Source organism: Arthrobacter sp. Z1-9 (assembly GCF_054792695.1).
This window is the reverse complement of record NZ_CP096456.1, coordinates 61339-81116: the sequence shown is the minus strand read 5'-3', so window position 1 is coordinate 81116 and position 19778 is coordinate 61339. Positions and strand designations below refer to the sequence as shown.

Sequence of the window (19778 nt, the reverse complement as noted above, 5' to 3'; positions counted from 1 at the left end):
ATGGAGACCCGATGAGCACGGACACCAGTACCGACACGAACACCGATCCCCGGACCAACGGGCTGCACGTTGCCGACACCCACGACCTCATCCGGGTGCAGGGCGCGCGGGAAAACAACCTCAAGGACGTCAGCGTTGAGCTGCCCAAGCGCCGGCTGACAGTCTTCACGGGTGTGTCCGGCTCCGGCAAGAGCTCCCTGGTGTTCGCCACCATCGCTGCAGAGTCGCAGCGGATGATCAACGAGACCTACAGCGCGTTCGTCCAGGGCTTTATGCCCTCGCTGGCCCGCCCCGAGGTGGACTTCCTGGAGGGTCTGACCACCGCGATCATCGTGGACCAGGAGCGGATGGGCGCCAACCCCCGCTCCACCGTGGGCACCGCCACCGACGCGAACGCCATGCTGCGCATCCTCTTCAGCCGGCTCGGCACCCCGTACGTCGGCCCGCCCACGGCGTACTCCTTCAACGTGCCCACCCGCAAGGCCAGCGGCGTGATGTCAACGGAGAAGAGTGACGGCCGGGTGGAGAAGGCCGTGGTGCAGCAGGCCGTCTACCTTGGCGGCATGTGCCCCCGGTGCGAGGGAATGGGTGCGGTGAGCGATATTGACCGCACAGCGCTGTACGACGACGACAAGTCCCTTAATGAGGGGGCGCTGATTGTGCCGGGCTACTCCATGGACGGCTGGTACGGGCGGCTGTTCGAAGGCATGGGCCTGCCCATGGACAAGCCGATCGCCAAATTCACCAAAAAGCAGCTGGACACGATGCTGTACGCGGAGCCCACCAAAATCAAGGTGGAGGGCGTCAACCTGACCTTTGAAGGGATCATCCCCAAGATCCAAAAGTCGATGCTGTCCAAGGACCCGGAGGCGATGCAGCCGCATGTGCGCCGGTTCGTGGAGCGGGCCGTCACATTCCAGACCTGCCCGGACTGCGAAGGGACCCGGCTGACCAGGCAGGCCCTGTCCTCGAAGATCAACGGCAAGAACATCGCAGAGCTGTGCCAGATGCAGATCAGCGACCTCGCCGGGTGGGTGCGCGACCTCAAGGACCCCTCGGTGGCTCCCCTGCTCAAGGGCCTCCAGCACCTGCTCGATTCCTTCTCCGACATTGGGCTGGGCTACCTCAGCCTCGACCGGCCGGCCGGCACCCTGTCCGGCGGCGAGGCCCAACGCACCAAGATGATCCGGCACCTCGGGTCCTCACTCACCGACGTCACGTACGTCTTCGACGAACCCACCATCGGGCTCCACCCGCACGATATCGAGCGGATGAACCAGTTGCTGCTCCAGCTGCGGGACAAGGGCAACACCGTGCTCGTGGTGGAGCACAAGCCTGAGACGATTGCCATCGCCGACCACGTCGTCGATCTTGGTCCGGGGGCCGGCACCAAAGGCGGAACGGTCTGCTTCGAGGGCACCGTCGAGGGCCTGCGCAGCAGCGATACGATCACCGGGCGGCACCTCGAAGACCGCGCGTCCCTGAAGGACGCAGTCCGGAAGGCCTCAGGCGCGATGGAAGTCCGTGGCGCGTCCACGCACAACCTCCAGGGTGTCGACGTCGATATCCCCCTGGGCGTCCTCACGGTGGTCACCGGGGTGGCCGGCTCGGGCAAGAGCTCCCTCATCCACGGTTCCGTCGCAAAGCGTGACGGTGTGGTGGTGATCGACCAGGGTGCCATCCGCGGTTCGCGGCGCAGCAACCCGGCCACCTACACGGGCCTGCTGGAGCCGATCCGCAAGGCGTTCGCGAAGGCCAACGGCGTGAAGCCGGCGCTGTTCAGCTCCAACTCCGAGGGTGCCTGCCCCACCTGCAACGGCGCCGGTGTCATCTTCACCGAGCTGGGCGTGATGGCCACGGTGGAGTCCCCGTGCGAGGACTGCGAGGGCCGCCGTTTCCAGGCTTCAGTGCTGGAGTACACGCTGGGAGGCCAGAACATCGCGGACGTGCTGGCGATGTCCGTGACGGAGGCGGCTGCATTCTTCGCCGAGGGCGAGGCCAGGACGCCGGCAGCGCGGACAGTCCTTGCGCGGCTCGAAGATGTGGGCCTGGGCTACCTCAGCCTCGGCCAGCCGCTTACCACGCTCTCCGGCGGCGAGCGCCAGCGCCTCAAGCTCGCCACCCAGATGGCCGAGAAGGGCGACGTCTATGTCCTGGATGAACCCACCACCGGCCTGCACCTGGCGGATGTGGAGAACCTGCTGGGCCTGCTGGACCGGCTGGTTGAATCGGGCAAGTCCGTGATTGTTATCGAGCACCACCAGGCTGTGATGGCGCACGCCGACTGGATCATCGACCTCGGGCCGGGAGCAGGGCACGACGGCGGTCGGATCGTTTTTGAGGGCACCCCGGCTGACCTCGTGGCTGGCGCCGCCACCCTCACCGGCAAGCACCTTGCGGCCTACGTTGGTGGATAGGCGGCATGGCGGAGACCTATAGGTACGGCGTCGAGATCCTGCACCTGCTGGTCTCGCCGGCGCACGCCTATTTCGGCCGTGCGAAGGACGGCGCAGCGGACGTGCCAACGTTGGACGCCGGGTCCGCGGAGGTGGTGGCCGGCAAGGGCATTGTGGGTGACCGCTTTTTCGGCAAAGCTGCACACATGGACGCTGCGGTGACACTGTTCGCTGTCGAGGCCCTCGAAGCCATGGCCGCGGAACTTGGCGCCGGGCCATTTAATCCGCTGGCAACCCGGCGGAACGTGATCCTCCGGGGAGCGCACCTGGCTCCCCTGCTGGGCCACGACTTCGCGCTCGAATCGGGCACTTCCATCGTCCAGTTCCATGGCGGCCGCCCGGCCCACCCCTGCTCCTGGATGAACGAGGTGCTCGCGCCGGGCGGGCATGCAGCCATGCGGGGCCGGGGCGGTATCCGCTGCCGGGCACTTTCCAGCGGCCTCCTGCACCGCGGCCCGGCGGTGCTGGTCAGCCCTGTTCCGCTGGATCCTGGGCAGGCCGGGGTGCCTTCGCTGCTGAGGCCCGGCCGGCTGCCGTAGCTAGTCCAACTGCCGTCCTAGTCCAACTTCACGCCGCGGAGCAGCAGCAGCGTCCCGCCCACCACCACGGCTGAAGCAAGGAAAACACCGCCTGCACCAAGTCCTGCCGCAACCACGCCGATGGCACTCGGCAGGACCACCTGGCCCACCCGGTTCCCGGCGAGCCTAAGGGCCAACGCCCGTCCGCGCTGCCCGGCGGGGGCCTGCGCCGAAAGCCAGGACATGGTCAGCGGCTGGCCGATGCCAAGCCCCAGCCCGAGAACGGCCATCACAACAAACAACAGCCAGGCCGGCATGGGAACCGCCGCCACGGCCAAGGCGACAGTGGACAGTGCGAGGCTCAGCACCAGGAGCCTCATGCGGCCCATCTTGCGGGACACCCGCCCCAGCAGGATCCGCGAAACCATGGAAAACACTGCACGGACAGTCAGCATGGCCCCCACTGTTGCCGCAGTGAGCCCGCGTTCAGATCCGAGCGCCGGGAGGTACACCATGGTGAGGTCCACCACGGCAAGCACGGTGGCGCTGGTGGCCAATGCGCGGGCGACGCCAGGGGTCCTGAGCAGTGAGAGTGCATTGCCGGTGTTGCCGTCAACTGCAATTGCCTTCCTTTTCGCTCCGCTGACATGTGCTGCCGCACCAAACGTGGTCACGAAGAGTGCCAGGCTCATGCACGTCGACAGGAAGAAGATCGCCTGCGTGTCGGGGCGAATGGAGGCACCACCCACGAGAGAGATCGCCAGGGGTCCGAGGGCCTGGCCCAGGGAGGCGGCGAAAGTCAGGTAACCGAAGGCTGCGTCCATGCGGGCTGGAGCAGCGTTGTTGGCCACCACGGCCTGCTGCCCAACAACGCATGCGAGTTGTCCGGCACCCAGCAGCGCGGTTCCGATCACCAAGGTGACGATTGACGAGCCCCACAGCAGCAGGAAAGCAGAACAGGCAAGAACGACGGCAGACCCGATGGCCATCAGGCGGCGCTCACCCAGGCGGTCCACCAGGCCGCCCGTCGGGACCGCGAGCAGCAAAGGAAAAACAGCATAGCTGGCTGCCAGAAGGCCCAGGGCAAACCCGGGAACATCCAGTTCAAGCGCACGGTAGGTGGCCGCGGGCCGGACCAGGAAGGTCACGGCCTGGATCAGCGCGGAATGGACCAGGAGGGAAGTTGTTGTGCGGCGTCCAAGTTCGCCGATCATGACATGCCCAGGCCGCTGCCCGAGATGGCACGCACCGCGGCATCCCGGGCGCCCATGACGTGCTCGAAAGCTATCTTCGCAGCGTTGCCTGGATCGCCGGCGGCCACGGCATCCACCAATGCCCGGTGCTGGGCCAGGGCTTGGTCACGCCGTTCCTGGGTGCTGTTGGTGAAGTGCCGGTACCGCTCCATGTGGTTCGAAACTTGGTCATGGAAACGGCGGGCCCAGGAATTTCCGGCAATCTCCGCGAGCCTGCTGTGAAGCGCCATGCCCTGCCGCATGGCGTCATCGGCGAACTCCACCACTGCAGCGTTACGTGCAAGGATGCCTCGGAGCGCTTCGATGTCAGAAGGCGTGGCCTTAATGCAGGCGTTCCGTGCCATCAGCGACTCCATGGCCGCCCGGATCTCGTACAACTCTGAAATGACTGCCTCGTCCAGCCTGGGCACCAGGACACCCCCGGTGGGCTGCTGCTCCAAGAGGTTCTCTGAGATGAGCCGCCTGATGGCCTCACGCAGCGGCGTACGGCTCACTCTCAAGGATGAAGCCATTGCAGGCTCAAAAATCCGCTCCCCCGGCTTCAGTTCAAGGCTGAGGATCTGCCGCTTGAGTTCCTCGTAAACAAAATGTGCGCCGGTGTTCCGTGCCGGTAAATCAGTCATGTTTGACCTCCGGCATTAATCATACTTGTATAGATGTATACAACCATGATCGATCCGACCGATCAGGTGTAGGGATGTGTGTTGGCACCATGTTGTTGTGCATGCACGGAGCTCTGCCCGGCTGGATGCCGTCCAGGATCTGGTGGACGGCGGCGCCGCAGCGGTGGTGGGCGATCTGGCGGACCTGGAACAGACGCGCGACGTCGCCCGGCACGTCAACGCGATCGGCCGCATGGACACCGTCATCCACAACGCGGGAGTCCTGCACAGCCCAGACATCTTCCGTAATAATGTTGTGGCCCCGTATCTCCTCACCGCGCTCATCGAACGCCCGCAGCGGCTGGTCTACCCCAGCAGCGGGATGCACCGCGGCGGACACGCCGATCTCGGCAACGCCGTCGATCCCGCTGGGTGCCCACCCGCATGGGCGGAGCGGGGGCACCTGACGACCTGCGGCTTGGCCACCTGACCCAGGAGTGGCTCGCCAGCGCGGTGGCGTTCGCGGGTGATCCGGTCCGCCCATGATGTTCAGCGGTTTGATGGTGATGAAGGCGTCCCCCACTGGTTATGGTCCCGAATGTGCCGCGCCCGGGCCCGAGCCGTCGGCCAGCGAAGCCACGCTCAAGGCAGGCGTCCCGGAACTCCGGCGTGCGGCAAGCAGGCTCTCCGAGCTACTCGAGGGCTCCGTCTACTAAAGCTTTTACCAGCCCACCGTCCTCGGCGGCGTTCCCAACGACGCAGCAAATCCTCCGCCAGGACATTTTCGGCTAAACAAGGACCCCCAACTAGAGCCGTCCTGAACGGGAGCGGTGCAAACCCGAGGCCTGCCTGCCGTCTGCCTAAAACGGCGGTGGCTCTGGCTGTTGGAGCGGATACAGGACTTTTCCGAGGTCCGTGGCTTCGGTGCTGTATTGCCGCCCCAGCGGTGAGCGCCACTCAAGGTCCCCGGAAGGGGAAGAGTGTCTGTAGCTCCACGCACCGATGGACTTCAGCGCGTGGTGCCTGCCGCAGAGCATTGCCAGGTTGCCGGGGTCAGTAGTCCCGCCGTCCTGCCACTCAATGGTATGGTCGGGCTCGCAGACACTGGCCCGGCGGGTGCATCCCGGAAACCGGCAGGTCCCGTCGCGGCACTGCAGATACCGGCGCAGCGCCTTCGGCGGACGATATGCCCGGCGCCCCACGCCCAATGCCTGCCCGGTGGTACTGTCCGTGAAGAGCAGGTGCCATGTAGGCGCCAGGGCCGCTAAACGCCGGGCCGTTGCAGCATCAAGAGGGCCATAACCTTCGAGTTCAGCCGTTCCAAGCTCAGCTTCAGCGGATACGGCACCGCCGCCGGAACCCGGCTTGCCGCCCATAACCTGCCCGACCGGAATAGTCACGACAATCTCAGGGCGGAACACCCCGGATTCCACCCCGTCAGCGCCACCCAAGAAGCGGTAGGCCAGCGCCTCGGCTCGAAACTGCGACAGCGTAGGCGAGTCCGCAGCAGTGCCGGGTCCAAGTGCAGGGCCGGGTTCAGAAGCAGCGCTGTGCCCCGGAATTTCCCTCAGCTCCGCGGCCCGCGCGCTGGCCAGCCGTGCATCACGATCGAGTCCGCTATAGATTGCCAGACCGACCTCCGCGGTCAGGAAAGCCGAGAGCGTGCACATCCCGTCCGGCTCGGCCCTGAACCACACGCCGCGCTCACTCTGGGCCGCCTCCTTGCGGGCGGTGAGGCTTTCGGGGTGAAGCTGTTCACGCAGCCGCCGCAGACAGGCACGTAATTCAGCGGGTGTGCGCCTGCGGCCGTGCCGGGTCCGCGTTCGGCGCAGCGCAATCGATGCAAACCTTTCAGCCTGCCCGGCAGGGAGGGAGCGGGCTTGTTCGACAATGATCCGGGCATGCACGTCCGAAATGTCGCCGGCCTCCACGGCCTCAAGGACCTCCCACAGGGACGTCGTCAGCTCCGCCGCATCATTGAGCAAGCGTGCAGCCGTGCCTTCCGAGAGGGCACAGGCAGTGGACACTTCGGTGACAGCAAGCGCATGGGCCTCGTCCCCGCCAAACCGTACCGGCTGGCTCTCCTGCCGCACAGGAGCTTCTTCCGCAACCGCTTCCTCGACCCGGGCAAGTGCGCCCTGCTTCATGGCAGTACCCCAGTCGATCAGCCTGTCCGCCGATTGGACCATGCGGATCGCACCGTCGGCCGTCAGGAAGGCAGGAACCGGAAAGCTCACCGTCCCGGCCAGGAGCGAATCCTCCCGGTCTGTGAACTCGACAGCCGGAACCCAGGCCTCCTCGTCAGTGACGAACGGCTGAACCTCCATGCTGCACCTCCTTCGCGGAACGATGGCGGCCCCTTACCTTTGGGACACTTTCAGGCTAGGAGTAGGGTCTGACATTTCTGCCCCACGATGGTGTGGTCGCCGCCGTCGTACTCTTTATGCAGCTCCAGTCCACCCAGGCGAGCGGCCTGGTCCAGCACCGGGTTGCCCAGGGGTGACGCCGAGCAGTCCACGCCGGCGAACTTGTCGGTACCCGACCGGGCGAACACTGGGCGGCCAGATGCTGGTGTTCGGCAGGCAGGATGTTCACGGTTAAACGGCCCGCGTCGCGCACTGGGCCCAGAAGCTGGAGCTGCGTGCCGGACTGAAGGTGACCAGGGCCGGGTCCAGCGAGAGGGAAGAGAAAGCTGGCACGTGAAGCCCGTGGGGCCGTTGTCCGTGGCCGCGGTGATGACGGTCAGCCCGGAGGCAAAGTGGCCCAGGACGTGACGCCGTAGGCAACGCGAGGTCACAGCCCGAAGCATGGAGTAACGGAAAGGTAATGTGGGCGGATGGAGATGCGCCTTGAAGTTGTACAGGTACCTGTAGCGGATGTGGACAGGTCCAAAACCTTCTACACGGAGAAGCTGGGCTTCGTCCTCGACCACGATGTGGAGCACATCCCCGGAATGCGGGTGGTCCAGCTGACGCCGCCCGGTTCGGCTGCTTCCATCGTCATCGGCACGGGAATGACCAGCATGGCGCCAGGCAGCATCGAGGGGCTGCAGCTTGTAGTACCGGACCTGGGCGCCACGCGCGCCGAACTCGTCGGCCGGGGCGCCGACATCAGTGACGTCCAGGACCTGGGCGGTGTGCAGTTTGCCTACTTCGCCGACCCTGACGGCAACCGCTGGGTTCTCCAGGGCGCCATATCCGCCGATGTCCGGGCATCACATCGTGACGGGCAGCCCGCGTGACACCGGTAAGAAAAATGGCGCGCATCTTCATCACGGGCTCGGCCGACGGGCTGGGACGGGCCACAGCGCAGTCCCTCCTGGATGACGGCCACCAGGTCATCGTGCATGTCCGTAACGCGGGCCGCCTGGACGCCGTGCAGGACCTGCTTGACCGCGGCGCGGCACAGCAAGCTCTACGTCACAGCCCTGGCCGCCGCCGTCGCCCGGCTGTGGCCCGACGTCCTCAGCAACGCCGTCGACCCCGGCTGGGTGCCCACCAGGATGGGCGGGCGCGGCGCCCCGGACGACCTCCGCCTCGGGCACCTCACGCAGGAGTGGCTCGCCACCAGCGACGACCCGGAGGCGCTCACCAGCGGTGGCTATTGGTACCACCAGCACCGGCAAAAAGCACAACCGGCCGTCCATGACGAGCGGTTCCAGAACGGGCTTCTAAAGCACCTCGCACTCGTCACCGGCGAGCACCTGGCCTAGCGCTCTTCCCAGTGATTCAGCCTCTTTTCCGCCCGGCGTTGCGGCCGTCCAAATCATTCCCCGGAGCACCGGTTCGACGCGCCCGAATGGGTCTAGTGTGGGTGGGGTCGGCACTCGCCGCGAATAGCCCTCAGGGAGGGTGCATGAACTCCACACAGTCCGGCTCAGAGCAATTTATGCAGAACCTGAAAAGCCTCGGGGGATCAGAATCAGACGTAGGCGAAGCTGCCTACGTGGTCCGCGAAGAGGACACGGTGGAGGACGTCGTCTCAGGCCTCCGGATCGAACAGCAGCAGCGTGGAAGCATTCCGAAGGGGCCGTCTATTCTCCACGCCGCGGCCGAGGTGATGGTCAGCAGGCGCAATGAACTGGACCCGGCACACCAGGCAGATGCTTCCCAGGAGGGGGAGTATCAACTGGACATCCATCTCAGCGCAGGCACCAGGACACGGGAAAGCATCCCGGAGAGGGACATCGAGGACGCCAAAATCTGGGCACGGGAGCGGATCGAAGCCCAGGGCGCCGAGTTCGGGGCCATCTATTTCCCTGCCGGCGGGGAAGGTGTACCGGGCACGGGAGCGCTGGTGTCCAGTTACGACCGATCCGTGGGGTGGTACAGGTAACCTCCGGAGCTTGCCGGGGCGTGCGGGTACGCGGCGCCTACACTTTTAGGCATGAGTGATAACAAGGAAACCATCGGCAGCCCCACCCCTGAACCGGATGCAGGCCTGAACCGGGACCCGGAAGACTGGGTAACCGGCGACGAGCCGATGACGGCAGCGCAGCGAAGCTACCTGGATACGCTGGCCCGCGAAGCAGGCGAGGAACTCCCGGCGGACCTCAGCAAAGCAGAAGCGTCCAAGCACATCGACCGGCTGCAACAACGCAGCGGACGGGTATCTGGAGACGGGCCCGGCAGCTAGCAGCGCCGGACCCGCCTAACAGGGAGAGTGGCTACCAGGCCTGGTGCTCGCGGGTCAGGCCAAAGGGGACAGCCTCGCTGAGGGCAACCGTGAACTTGTCCACGCCGTGCCGTGTCACCAGGATGCCGTGGCGCTTTTCGGCGAGCGCGTGGGCCTTGGCGGCCGTGACGGCGGCGTCGAGCTGGCTGTCCATGCTCTCGCGGTCTGCGACGGTCAGGGTCAGTGGGAAGTTGTGAGCGGTCATGGGTCTAGCCTTAGTGTTTTAGGGGTGGGACAAAACATCGGTCCGCTCCCCCAAGCTACCAACGCGGCGGGGCATCTTACTGCCCAGTACATGATGCCCTAGCATCGCCCCGCCAGCAACTTGAAAAATCAAGTAATTTAGAACCGCAGGTCAGCGGCGCGTACTCCGCCGGGCAAGCGCGGCAATTACGGGCCCCGAGGCATGGTCACTTAGAGTTGATGGGGAGTGAAGGCTGTTTTTGAACGCCTCCAATGCCCCGGAGAAGCCTCCCGGCATCACCCGTGCACCATCGCGCAACGACCTGGCTGTGCAACGACCTGACAAGGATTCCGCCATTTCCACCGACGCTTTCTTCGGCAATCTCACCCGGATCCGCAACGTCCTCCTCCCGGCACGGGCGCGGGATCGGCTGAACACCGGCCGCGGCCTGCTGGGCGGCTTTATTGTGGTGCACCTTGTCTTCCTCGTCTTCGCCGCCTCGCTCTCGCTGCGCGGCGAGGCCTTCAGCGACACCTTCATCTACCGTGACTGGGCCATGGCCGGATTCGACGAAGCCAACCTCACCGGCGGCCCCAGCCCTTGGGTCTACCCCATCCTCGCGCTGATCCCCATGGCCATCGCAGGTGTTGCCGGTCCGGCGCCGTTCTTTTTCCTGTGGGTCCTGATGACCACGGTGCTCAACGGCTGGGCCCTGCTGAAGCTCACCAGCCGGGGCCGGAACCGGCAGGCAGTCCCCGCCGGCTGGTGGTGGCTGGTCTTCACCTTCCTCATGGGCTGGCTCGGTTTCGCCCGCGTCGACGGCCTTACCGCACCGCTCGTCCTGGTGGCCCTGGCCTACGGCGTGGGCCGGCCGTTCATCGCCTCCGTCCTGCTGGCAATCGGCACCTGGGTGAAGGTCTGGCCGGCCGCCGTCATGCTGGCCCTGTTCGCCGTCGTGAAGAACCGGCTCCTGGTGGTGTTTGCCGGAATCGCGACGTCGGCAGCTGTTGTTGCCCTGGCCGCCGCGGTGGGCAGCCTTCCGAAACTCCTGAACTTCCTCACCCAGCAGGGCGACCGCGGCATGCAGCTCGAAGCCACTTTCACCACGCCCTGGCTCTGGCTGTCCGTCCTGAACATCGGCGATTCCCGCATGTACATGAACACGGACATCAACTCCATGCAGGTGGACGGCCCCGGTACCGCAGCCATGTCCGTGCTGATGCAGCCCCTCCTGATCCTGGCCGCCCTGCTGGTGGCCGGCTTGACGTTCTGGGCCCTGCACAACGGCAACCAGCACAACGGAAAACTCGGCGGCGGGGCGGACCGCACCGAACTGCTCCTGGCCGGCGCCCTGACCCTGGCCACCGCCTTCGTGGTCTTCAACAAGGTGGGCTCCCCGCAGTTCATGGTGTGGCTCGCCCCGGCAGTCGCCGTCGGGCTGGCTCACAGCTGGCGTGAATGGCGCGTCCCGGCAGCCATGCTGATCGTCATCGCCGTGGCTACGTACTTCATTTATCCCCTGTTCTACGACGCCCTCAGCCACAACAACCCGTGGATGGCCCTGGTGCTGACCATCCGCAACGTCCTCCTGGTGGTCCTGTTCCTGTGGAGCGTCCGGCGCCTCTACTCGCTGGGCAAAAAGACGCCTGCAGCCGCGCCCGCGCTGAAGGAGTCTTGAGATTTCCACGAAGTTCTTCGACCGCCTGGTCAACGCCCGCACCAAGGTCCTTCCCGGCAAAGCGGTGGACTGGTTCGCCCGCCCGTCCAGCGTGTGGTGGGGCTTCGCCGTCGTCCATCTGTACTTCCTGGGCTGGATGGCGTCCTTCTTCCTGCATGGCGATACCTTCAGCGACACTGAGCAGTACCGCCAGTGGGCCACGGACGGCTACAACCCGGAGAACCTTGACGGAAAGATCAGCCCCTGGGTGTACCCGGTGCTGGCGCAGATCCCCATCTTCCTCGCAAACGCCGCCGGGCCGGACCTGTACCTGCTCGTGTGGTTCCTGATTATCACGGCCCTCAACGCCGTCGGGCTTGCCTTCCTTACCCGCGGTCCGCGGAAGGTGAGCGGCGTCGCGCCGGCCTGGTGGTGGCTGTTTTTCACGGTCTTTATGGGCTACCTCAGCTTTGCGAGGGTGGAGGGCATCACCGCGCCCATCGTGCTGATTGCGCTGCTGTACGCGGCCCGCCGGCCCGTGGTGGCCGGGATCCTGCTCAGCATTGCCACCTGGATCAAAGTATGGCCGGCCGCCGTTCTGGCGCCCATCGTGATCGCCAGCCACAAACGGATCCCGGTGGTCCTCTCCGGAGTGGTGGTGACGGCGGTTGTTGCGCTGGGAACGTGGCTGTCCGGCGGGCTGCCGCACATCATGGACTTCCTCACCAACCAGGGCGAACGCGGCATGCAGCTGGAAGCCACCTTCTCCACGCCGTGGGTATGGCTAAGCGTCTTCAACATCGCGGGCTCCAAGATGGCGGATAACACCGCCATCAACTCCACCGAGGTCTACGGTCCGGGCGCCGGCACTGCGGCGTTCCTAATGCAGCCGCTCCTGATCCTCGCGGCGGTCGGGGCGGCCATCCTGTTGGTCCGTGCCATGAACCGCGGCGCCGAACGCGAGGAACTGTTCCTTGAGGGTTCCCTCATGATGGTCACCGCGTTCATTGTGTTCAACAAGGTGGGTTCGCCGCAGTTCATCATCTGGCTGGCGCCGGTGATCATCGCGGGCCTCACCCACGACTGGGACAGATGGAAGGTCCCGGCGGCCCTGCTGATGGGGATCGCCATGACCACCTTCGTGATCTATCCGCTGTTCTACACCCCGCTGATTCATGCCCATCCGGTAATGGCCGCCATCCTGACCACCCGCAATGTTCTCCTGGTGGTGCTGCTCTGGTGGTCCGTGCAACGGACAGCCGAGCTGGGCAGGAAGTCCCCCGCCACCGTGCCCGCCGGGGCCTGAGTCAGCGGCTTCCCAGCTGCTGCCGGTCGGGCTGCTCCGCCCTCAGGCGCCGGGCGTCACGCCGGGCGAGAAGCCAGCTCCAGCCCCGCTTCGCCAGGTCCAAGGGCTTCCCTTCGATCAGCAGTTTGCGTGTATGCACGTCGAGGAATAAAAGGTAGAACGTGAACGCCAGGGCCGTCACGAATGCCAGCGACGACGCGTCGATGGGCAGCTCAACGAAGGACCACACGGAAAGCTGGTCCTGCGCGCCGAACACCACAAAGAAGGTCACGCCCACGTAGAACGACCTGATCTGCCAGTCATCACGGATTCCGGTTACTGCCAGGAACGGCACAAACCAGAGGATGTACCAGGGCTGGATGATGGGTGACAGCATCACGACGGCCGTGAACGCGAGGGCCATCCGGCGCACGGCCCGTGAGTAGTCGCCGCGGAACATCAGCAGCAGGACCAGTCCGATGGCGGCATACTTCATGCCCGTCCGCAGCACGGTGGCGAAGGTCCCGCCGGGCAGCCCCAGCACGTTGCCCAGGAACTCGACCTGCTGTCCCAGGAAGCCTGACGGCGAGTAGCCCGTGTAGCCTGGCGTCGGGTCCATGATGGCCCAGGTCCAGCCCAGCCCCAGGTTGTAGGGGATGCCGCTGAGGGCCAGCACCCCCAAACTGATGCCCGCCGTCGCACCCCACATAAGGAACTTGCGCGGCCAGGAGGCGGCGGGACCCGCCCACATCAGGCCGATGAACGGAAGCAGGAGCACAGTGATCGGCTTGATGCCGATGGAGGCGGTGACGAGGAGGATGCCCAGCAGGTAGCGGCGCGTTGCGGCGAAGTAGACGCCCGCCACGGCGAGCCCCACCATGAGTGCGTCATTGTGCGCACTGGCGATGAAGCTGATCAGGAACAGGGGGTTGGCCACGGAGATCCACAGTGCACGGGCCCCGTTGACGCCGTGCAGTTCCGCCAGCTTTGGCACGTAGATGACGCAGAGCAGGACGCCGGCGCCGGCGAGGAGGCGGAAGAGCAGCACGGAGACGTCGGGCTGGGCGCCGGTCAGCCCGACGACGGCGCGCGCCAGCCAAAGAAAGTACGGTCCGTACGGGGTCCTGTTCTCCGCCCAGGCAGGGTCCGCCCCGAGGGAGAACCAGTTGCTGAGCGTGGAGATGCCCACCTCGTAGGGGTTTTGGCCTTCCATTACCAGCCGGCCCTGGCCTGTGTAGGCGTAGACGTCGCGGGAAAAGACAGGCACGCAGAACAGGAGGGGCAGGGACCAGGCAGAGATGGCGATGACAACGGACCGCAGGGACGATGCGCCCCAGTCAGCCAGCCGCTGTCCCAACCGCAGCCACGAACGCATCAGCACCATGGCGCCCACCGTCAGCAGGATGGTGGAAACCGTCACTCCCCAGCCTTCGGTGCGGAGGGCGATGACCACGGGCTGGCGGATCATGGGCGAGCCGTTGGCGATCCAGCCGGTGCCTATGGACCCGACGAACATCATGAGGGCGCCCAGGAACCCCTCAACGGTTGCCACGTAGGCGCGGCGCCTGGCGGGCTCGGCGACGGCGGTGGCCGGCAAGCCTGGCTGGCTTTCCGACGTCCCGAGGTCTGCACCGCCTGCCGTCATGATTGTTGGTCCCCTACTTCGTTACGGCGCTGGTTGCACCAGCGAAAAGGCCGCCCTGCAACCCGGCCATTTTACCAGCCGGGCTTCCCGCTGCTTCAGGATGACGGCCCGCAGCAAGCCACAGTTTGACAACAGGCGCAGGTAAAACTTCCTCCACTGCGCCGCGTAAAGTTGGAGAGTCCGGGCCGCGTGCACGCCGCCTGTGCCCGGCCGACTCTTCACCCCGGCCCAAGGTAGCGCCTTCCGTTCTGACCACCCACACCCTTGCGAGGGCACGTACTCCGCTGCCGCCGCCCATCCGATGCCCGATTGGAGCCGGACCATGGCTGTTTCCACCGCCGCGAACAGGGCGCCCTCGCCCCACCAACTGCAGTCCGTGCGCACCACGCTGCGCTCCCCCCGGCGGTTGAAAACCGAAGCCTTAGCCGGGCTGGTGGTGGCGCTGGCGCTCATTCCAGAAGCCATCGCGTTCTCGGTGATTGCGGGCGTGGACCCGCGGATCGGCCTCTTCGCTTCCTTCACCATGGCGGTGACCATCTCCTTCGTGGGCGGTCGGCCCGCGATGATTTCTGCCGCAACCGGAGCCGTGGCGCTCGTGATCGCTCCGCTGATGCGCAGCCACGGGCTGGATTATCTGATTGCGGCCGTCATCCTGGCCGGTGTCTTCCAGATCCTCCTCGCGGTGGCCGGCGTCACCCGGCTCATGCGTTTCATCCCGCGATCCGTCATGGTGGGTTTCGTCAACGCCCTGGCCATCCTGGTCTTTATGGCCCAGTTGCCGGAGCTGATCGGCGTCCCCTGGCTGGTCTACCCCCTCGTCGCCGCCGGCCTGGTCATCGTGGTGGGGCTGCCGAAAATTACGACGGCGGTGCCCTCACCTCTGGTTGCTATTGTGGTGCTCACCGTCGTTGCCGTCCTGGCCGGCCTTAACGTCCCCACCGTCAATGACAAGGGCCAGCTGCCCGAAAGCCTGCCGGGCTTCTTCCTTCCTGACGTCCCGCTGACGTGGGAGACTCTCCAGGTCCTGGCGCCGTTTTCGCTGTCAATGGCGCTGGTGGGACTGCTCGAATCCCTGATGACCGCCAAGCTGGTGGACGACATCACTGATACGCGTTCCAACAAAACCAGGGAATCGTGGGGGCAGGGTGTTGCCAATATTGTCACCGGGTTCCTTGGCGGGATGGGCGGCTGCGCGGTAATCGGGCAGACGATGATCAACGTCAAGGGCTCCGGGGCGCGGAGCCGTGTATCCACCTTCCTGGCCGGCGTGTTCCTGTTGGTCCTCGTGGTGGTGCTGGGTGATGTGGTGGGCCTCATCCCCATGGCAGCCCTGGTTGCGGTAATGATCTTTGTCTCCGCCATCACCTTCGAATGGCACTCCATCGCCCCGCGGACCCTGCGGCGGATGCCCAAGTCGGAAACCGCCGTCATGCTGATCACGGTGGGTGTGGTGGTCGCGACGCACAACCTGGCCATCGGTGTCGGCGTCGGAGTGCTGGCCGCAATGGCCATGTTCGCCCGGCGGGTGGCGCACTTTGTCACCGTTGAGCGGACGGTGCTTGAGATCAACGGCGAGAATGTTGCCACGTACACCGTGGACGGCGAGTTGTTCTTTGCCTCGTCGAACGACCTTTACATGCAGTTCGAGTACGCCCTGGACGCCGAGCCGGAGATCAGCCGGGTGGTGGTGGACCTGCACGCCTCGCATCTTTGGGATGCCTCCACCATCGCCGTGCTGGACGCCGTGACCGAGAAGTACCGCCGCCACGGCCGGGAGGTGGAACTGCTGGGCCTGAACTCGGCCAGCGTTCAGATGCGCGAGCGGCTGGCCGGAAAGCTCAACACCGGCGGCTGACGGCCAGGGCACCGTCGGCCGCGTTAGCTCATCCGGTCGCTGCGGGCAGTCCGGTTCCTGCCCAGTGATTTGGCCGTGTATAAGGCGGCGTCTGCGGTAGCGATGAGGTGGTCCACGTCCCTGGTGCCGTCGTCGTACACCGAAATCCCGTAACTGACGGTCGGCATCTCCATTCCGTCCCCCAATGGTGCCGCCGCCAGGCGCCGGCTGATCTCCTCAGCGATCGTTTCAGCCCGTTCTGCGCTGGTACCCGGCAAAAGAAGGACAAACTCCTCCCCGCCGTACCGGCCCACAAGGTCAGTGGAGCGGACTGTCGCCGTGCAGGCGTCCGCGAAGGCTTGGAGGGCGAGGTCCCCGGCGGCGTGGCCGTAGGTGTCGTTGACGGATTTGAAGTGGTCCAGGTCGGCCAGGATGAGGGTGCCGGAACCCCGGGTGACGGCACGATCGGCCAACTGTTCGGCAGCGAGGTCCATAAAGGCCTTGCGGTTGAGGAGCCCGGTGAGGTCATCCCGGGAAGCGACCACCCGCAGGGCCCTGGTCTGCTGTTCGCTGCTTAACGCGGCCATGCTGAACGAAACCACCACCAGCAGCACCATTGTCACCAGCGTGGTGACGGCGGAACCGAAGACGGTGACGAAGGTAGGGCCGTTCTGGCCCTCCACAACAAACGCCAACCAGCGGAAGAAGTAGAAGACTGCGAATCCTCCGGCGGATACGGCCATGGGAATCCGGACACGCGAATAGCCTGGCTCCAGGCGCCACAGCTCGCGGGCCGCCAGCCCTATGGTGGCACCCATCGCGGCGAGAAACACGGGCCCGCCGGACCACGTGTTGGTGGCCGGGTTGTCCACCACGGACGCGACCAGGGTAAGCAGCGGGATGCCGGTGAACGCCCAGTTAGGCGGCGGCACCGTGCGCAGCGAACGGGCGCCTGCCCACACTGCCACCCCGCCGTGCACCAGCAGCACGTTGCCCGCCGGGTTGGCCCAGATCTGGTGGGCCGTCCCGTCCAGCAGGTAACAGGCAGAGCCGGTGAGGAAGAAGATAAGGGCCAGGCACCACCAGCCGCTGTACGGCGAGCGTGTGGTCCGATACGCGGAGAAGTAGAAGAGGAGCACCAGAACCAGTGCCATCAGGCCAAACGCGATTCTCAGCGTGGCGGTATCCAGAACCATGTAACCGAAGTCCCCCCGATGGCCGAAAAGCGCGCTGACCCCCAGTATTGCATCGGTCCGGGAGCCTGTCAGGCTACCCGCACAGCCTTTTCCAGGGGTTAGGGTTGTCAGAGAGCCCGCAGGACCACCGAAAGGCAAAACCCATGCTTCTTCTCTTCGGTTTCAAGACAGTGCTTAAGGCGCTCCCCGGCAAGCCGGCCACCTGCCAGTACTGCCGCTCGTTCGTCCACCACCATCTCGAGGAGCGGGCCACCAAGTTCACCTTGTTCTTCATTCCGGTGTTCACTACGTCGCGGTCCTACCAGATCACCTGCACGAACTGCGGCTACGTCTCCAAAATCTCTGCACGGGAGAAGCGGGCACTGGAACTCCAGCGCTAGGAGTCTGTTTGTTCCAGGCGGTGGTTCCTGCCGGACGCTTATCGTTCCCCTTACAGGTCCCGCACCGATCTCCGCCGTCTCCACAGGTAGAACACCACGAGCAAAATTGCCAAGATAAGCGCAACAGCAATCACGAGGGCTGTCGTGTCGTTCCCCTGGGCCGTTCCGGTGTTGCTCGGACCTCCCGGAGGAGGCGGTGAGGATTCGGCCGGAGTTGCCGTTCCGGTTGGCGCGGGTGTCGGTCCGGTCGGGGCATCAGTAGGGGAGGACTGCTGCCCCGGGGCAACTCCCGGTGAGGCAGCCGCGACCGGAACCACCGCGGCTCCGAAGCCTCCGTAGGCAATGGCCGCAGCAGGAATACAGAACATGCTTCCAACAAAGGCAACAAGTACGGCCGCCCTTATCAACGTCATCCGCATTATTCCTCCTCCGTGACCAACTGACGCTCTGGGCCGCCGGCACTCGGAGCATCAGGGGCAGAGCACCACACCCCTCATTGTGAACCCGGCCCTGAGCGCTGTCCATGATTAGCGAAAACCAAACCCGGACCCTCCCAACCAGGGCCTGGCAGTTGCACCAAATTTTCGTCCAGCGGCGGACGCGGCATCTTCAACTACACTCTGGTGGATCCCGCCGCCCGCAGCTACAGTAGGACCGGATGGGCACCGTCCACGTCAGGTGATGGCCGGCCTGAAGCCATGCAGCTCAAACAGCGGGACTCGATACCAGTCCCCGCTTGTCGGGAAAGGGAGGTGTTTTCGATGACTGTCACAGCCGTGCGCCCAACGCGCTCCGCACCCATCATCCAGACCCTTCCCCTGTACCGCACCGGCCCCGCCTGAGCTCTCCGCGGAGCGCCTGGCACCACGCCCGACGGCGGCCGGCAGGCAGGGGGCATCCCTTGAGGTATCACAGTGAATACATCTTCAGGCAGCGCCCTGGACAGCATCAGCACGTCAAGCACCAACACTTCAAGCATCGCCACTTCAACCAGCAACGGTCCGCTCCTGTACGGCTACACCCCGGCCGTCGCCCAACACTTCCAAGACCATGCCCTCCCGGAGGCAACCGGGCCGGGACGGGTGGTCCGCGTGGACCGCAACCTGCTGCTGGTGGCGGCGGGTGCGGATCTCCTGCACTTGCCCTATCCGCTGACGGGTGAAACTGCCGTCACCGGTGACTGGGTCTGGATCGGACCCAACCGGGCCGGGGAGCGCCAGATCCTGGGCGTCCTTCCGCGCCGCTCGGAGCTCAGCCGCAAGCGTGCCTTCGAGGACTCCTCCGCGGCGCAGGTCCTGGCCGCGAACATGGACGTGGTGGGCGTGGTGGTGCCGGTGGACCGGCCGCTGACGCACAACCGGCTGGAGCGCACCCTCGTGGCGGCGTGGGACTCCGGCGCCATTCCCCTGGTGATCATCACCAAGGCGGACCTCGCCGAGGTGGCGGACGACGTCGTCGGGAAAGTCATGGTACAGGCGGCGGGCGTGGACGTGGTAACGACGTCTGCGGAAAGCGGTGACGGCATCGACGAGCTGCTGGCGCACATTCCGGCGGGCGGCACCATCGTCCTCCTGGGCCCATCGGGCGCCGGAAAGTCCACGCTCATCAACGCGCTGGCGGGCCGCGACGTCCAGGATACCGGGGAGGTGCGCGCCGGCGACTTCAAGGGCAAACACACCACCACGTCGCGGGAACTGGTGCCGCTTCCGAACGGGAGGGTCCTGATGGACACGCCCGGCGTTCGCGGCTTCGGACTTTTCGACGCCGAGGACGGCATCGGCGAGATGTTCGGCGACGTGGAAGCACTGGCGGATCAGTGCAGGTTTGCGGACTGCGCCCACCAGGGCGAGCCCGGCTGCGCCGTGCAGCAGGCCATTGCCGACGGCGTGCTGGAGGAACGCCGCTGGCACAACTACCTGAAGCTGCAGCGCGAACTGGCCGCCTTGGCCCGCCGAAGCGACGCCGCGGCGCAGCGCGCCTACCAGCGGGAGTGGCACCAGAAGGTGGTGTCCGCCGGGAAGTCACAGCGGTGGGCCGAGCGGGAGACCGCTGAGCGCAGGGAGCGGTCGGGCCGAAAGCGGCGCTGAGGGGTCG

Annotated in this window: 19 protein-coding genes and 1 pseudogene; 13 read left to right on the top strand and 7 right to left on the bottom strand. The window is 65.6% G+C overall.

The annotated features are described in order from the left end of the window. Positions 1-11 precede the first annotated feature (11 nt). Together M1D93_RS00420 and M1D93_RS00415 are read left to right on the top strand one after the other, a co-directional pair. The gene (locus M1D93_RS00420) at positions 12-2417 is read left to right on the top strand and encodes an ATP-binding cassette domain-containing protein (protein ID WP_461173240.1); all 2406 of its coding nucleotides are present in this window, start codon (positions 12-14) and stop codon (positions 2415-2417) included. Between the two features lie 5 nt (positions 2418-2422). Further along, a complete protein-coding gene (locus M1D93_RS00415; RefSeq protein WP_461173239.1) occupies positions 2423-2995 on the top strand; it encodes an MOSC domain-containing protein in 573 nt (190 codons plus the stop codon). Between the two features lie 17 nt (positions 2996-3012). On the opposite strand, the gene M1D93_RS00410 is transcribed toward M1D93_RS00415, so the two are convergent. Both M1D93_RS00410 and M1D93_RS00405 read right to left on the bottom strand, forming a co-directional pair. After that, positions 3013-4188, bottom strand: coding sequence for an MFS transporter (locus tag M1D93_RS00410; protein ID WP_461173238.1), 1176 nt, complete (start codon positions 4186-4188; stop codon positions 3013-3015). Beyond that, a complete protein-coding gene (locus M1D93_RS00405) occupies positions 4185-4850 on the bottom strand; it encodes a GntR family transcriptional regulator (protein WP_461173237.1) in 666 nt (221 codons plus the stop codon). The genes M1D93_RS00410 and M1D93_RS00405 overlap by 4 nt, the downstream gene beginning before the upstream one ends. 97 nt (positions 4851-4947) lie before the next feature. On the opposite strand from M1D93_RS00405, the gene M1D93_RS00400 reads away from it, so the two are divergent. Continuing rightward, positions 4948-5319 (top strand): Rossmann-fold NAD(P)-binding domain-containing protein, encoded by a 372-nt coding sequence (locus M1D93_RS00400; protein ID WP_461173236.1) that lies wholly within the window; start codon positions 4948-4950, stop codon positions 5317-5319. Between the two features lie 124 nt (positions 5320-5443). After that, positions 5444-5545: pseudogene (locus M1D93_RS00395) on the top strand (IclR family transcriptional regulator); the annotation flags it as partial. A gap of 144 nt (positions 5546-5689) precedes the next feature. Here the strand turns inward: M1D93_RS00395 and M1D93_RS00390 are convergent. Beyond that, positions 5690-7156 (bottom strand): HNH endonuclease, encoded by a 1467-nt coding sequence (locus M1D93_RS00390; RefSeq protein ID WP_461173235.1) that lies wholly within the window; start codon positions 7154-7156, stop codon positions 5690-5692. Between the two features lie 50 nt (positions 7157-7206). Continuing rightward, complete coding sequence (locus M1D93_RS00385; RefSeq protein WP_461173234.1) at positions 7207-7383, bottom strand: flavin reductase family protein; 177 nt, start codon at positions 7381-7383, stop codon at positions 7207-7209. Between the two features lie 282 nt (positions 7384-7665). Between M1D93_RS00385 and M1D93_RS00380 the strand changes: the two genes are divergently transcribed. The 4 genes from M1D93_RS00380 to M1D93_RS00365 all read left to right on the top strand — a co-directional run bounded on the left by M1D93_RS00380 (position 7666) and on the right by M1D93_RS00365 (position 9464). Beyond that, positions 7666-8070 (top strand): VOC family protein, encoded by a 405-nt coding sequence (locus M1D93_RS00380; protein ID WP_461173233.1) that lies wholly within the window; start codon positions 7666-7668, stop codon positions 8068-8070. A gap of 147 nt (positions 8071-8217) precedes the next feature. Next, positions 8218-8541 carry a Rossmann-fold NAD(P)-binding domain-containing protein gene (locus M1D93_RS00375; RefSeq protein ID WP_461173232.1) on the top strand — a complete coding sequence of 108 codons (324 nt, stop codon included), beginning with the start codon at positions 8218-8220 and terminating at the stop codon, positions 8539-8541. A gap of 143 nt (positions 8542-8684) precedes the next feature. After that, a complete protein-coding gene (locus M1D93_RS00370) occupies positions 8685-9164 on the top strand; it encodes a hypothetical protein (protein ID WP_461173231.1) in 480 nt (159 codons plus the stop codon). A gap of 51 nt (positions 9165-9215) precedes the next feature. Next, complete coding sequence (locus M1D93_RS00365) at positions 9216-9464, top strand: DUF3072 domain-containing protein (protein WP_461173230.1); 249 nt, start codon at positions 9216-9218, stop codon at positions 9462-9464. A gap of 31 nt (positions 9465-9495) precedes the next feature. On the opposite strand, the gene M1D93_RS00360 is transcribed toward M1D93_RS00365, so the two are convergent. Further along, positions 9496-9708: a hypothetical protein gene (locus M1D93_RS00360; RefSeq protein ID WP_256247588.1), complete on the bottom strand. Its 213-nt coding sequence runs from the start codon at positions 9706-9708 to the stop codon at positions 9496-9498. Positions 9709-10042: 334 nt separating this feature from the next. Here M1D93_RS00360 and M1D93_RS00355 point away from each other — a divergent pair, with 334 nt between their 5' ends. After that, positions 10043-11365, top strand: coding sequence for a glycosyltransferase family 87 protein (locus tag M1D93_RS00355; protein WP_461175080.1), 1323 nt, complete (start codon positions 10043-10045; stop codon positions 11363-11365). A gap of 64 nt (positions 11366-11429) precedes the next feature. Then, positions 11430-12650, top strand: coding sequence for a glycosyltransferase 87 family protein (locus M1D93_RS00350; protein WP_461173229.1), 1221 nt, complete (start codon positions 11430-11432; stop codon positions 12648-12650). 1 nt (position 12651) lies between these two features. Here the strand turns inward: M1D93_RS00350 and mptB are convergent, their stop codons facing one another. Further along, positions 12652-14274: a polyprenol phosphomannose-dependent alpha 1,6 mannosyltransferase MptB gene (gene mptB, locus M1D93_RS00345; protein ID WP_461173228.1), complete on the bottom strand. Its 1623-nt coding sequence runs from the start codon at positions 14272-14274 to the stop codon at positions 12652-12654. 322 nt (positions 14275-14596) lie between these two features. On the opposite strand from mptB, the gene M1D93_RS00340 reads away from it, so the two are divergent. Continuing rightward, positions 14597-16129, top strand: a complete 1533-nt coding sequence (locus tag M1D93_RS00340) for a SulP family inorganic anion transporter (protein ID WP_461173227.1) — start codon at positions 14597-14599, stop codon at positions 16127-16129. A 23-nt stretch (positions 16130-16152) separates the two neighbouring features. On the opposite strand, the gene M1D93_RS00335 is transcribed toward M1D93_RS00340, so the two are convergent. Then, positions 16153-17304, bottom strand: coding sequence for a GGDEF domain-containing protein (locus tag M1D93_RS00335; protein ID WP_461173226.1), 1152 nt, complete (start codon positions 17302-17304; stop codon positions 16153-16155). A 143-nt stretch (positions 17305-17447) separates the two neighbouring features. Here M1D93_RS00335 and M1D93_RS00330 point away from each other — a divergent pair, with 143 nt between their 5' ends. Further along, the gene (locus tag M1D93_RS00330) at positions 17448-17684 is read left to right on the top strand and encodes a zinc-ribbon domain-containing protein (RefSeq protein WP_461173225.1); all 237 of its coding nucleotides are present in this window, start codon (positions 17448-17450) and stop codon (positions 17682-17684) included. A 914-nt stretch (positions 17685-18598) separates the two neighbouring features. Continuing rightward, the gene (gene rsgA, locus M1D93_RS00325) at positions 18599-19771 is read left to right on the top strand and encodes a ribosome small subunit-dependent GTPase A (protein WP_461173224.1); all 1173 of its coding nucleotides are present in this window, start codon (positions 18599-18601) and stop codon (positions 19769-19771) included. Positions 19772-19778: the final 7 nt, after the last annotated feature.

Bases quoted from the DNA above. Each gene is read 5' to 3' on its own strand.
- M1D93_RS00370 (WP_461173231.1), top strand. From the start codon at position 8,685: ATGAACTCCACACAGTCCGGCTCAGAGCAATTTATGCAGAACCTGAAA.
- M1D93_RS00380 (WP_461173233.1), top strand. From the start codon at position 7,666: ATGGAGATGCGCCTTGAAGTTGTACAGGTACCTGTAGCGGATGTGGAC.
- M1D93_RS00415 (WP_461173239.1), top strand. From the start codon at position 2,423: ATGGCGGAGACCTATAGGTACGGCGTCGAGATCCTGCACCTGCTGGTC.
- M1D93_RS00340 (WP_461173227.1), top strand. From the start codon at position 14,597: ATGGCTGTTTCCACCGCCGCGAACAGGGCGCCCTCGCCCCACCAACTG.
- M1D93_RS00410 (WP_461173238.1), bottom strand. From the start codon at position 4,188: ATGATCGGCGAACTTGGACGCCGCACAACAACTTCCCTCCTGGTCCAT.
- M1D93_RS00360 (WP_256247588.1), bottom strand. From the start codon at position 9,708: ATGACCGCTCACAACTTCCCACTGACCCTGACCGTCGCAGACCGCGAG.
- M1D93_RS00405 (WP_461173237.1), bottom strand. From the start codon at position 4,850: ATGACTGATTTACCGGCACGGAACACCGGCGCACATTTTGTTTACGAG.
- M1D93_RS00365 (WP_461173230.1), top strand. From the start codon at position 9,216: ATGAGTGATAACAAGGAAACCATCGGCAGCCCCACCCCTGAACCGGAT.
- M1D93_RS00390 (WP_461173235.1), bottom strand. From the start codon at position 7,156: ATGGAGGTTCAGCCGTTCGTCACTGACGAGGAGGCCTGGGTTCCGGCT.
- M1D93_RS00335 (WP_461173226.1), bottom strand. From the start codon at position 17,304: ATGGTTCTGGATACCGCCACGCTGAGAATCGCGTTTGGCCTGATGGCA.
- mptB (WP_461173228.1), bottom strand. From the start codon at position 14,274: ATGACGGCAGGCGGTGCAGACCTCGGGACGTCGGAAAGCCAGCCAGGC.
- M1D93_RS00330 (WP_461173225.1), top strand. From the start codon at position 17,448: ATGCTTCTTCTCTTCGGTTTCAAGACAGTGCTTAAGGCGCTCCCCGGC.
- M1D93_RS00420 (WP_461173240.1), top strand. From the start codon at position 12: ATGAGCACGGACACCAGTACCGACACGAACACCGATCCCCGGACCAAC.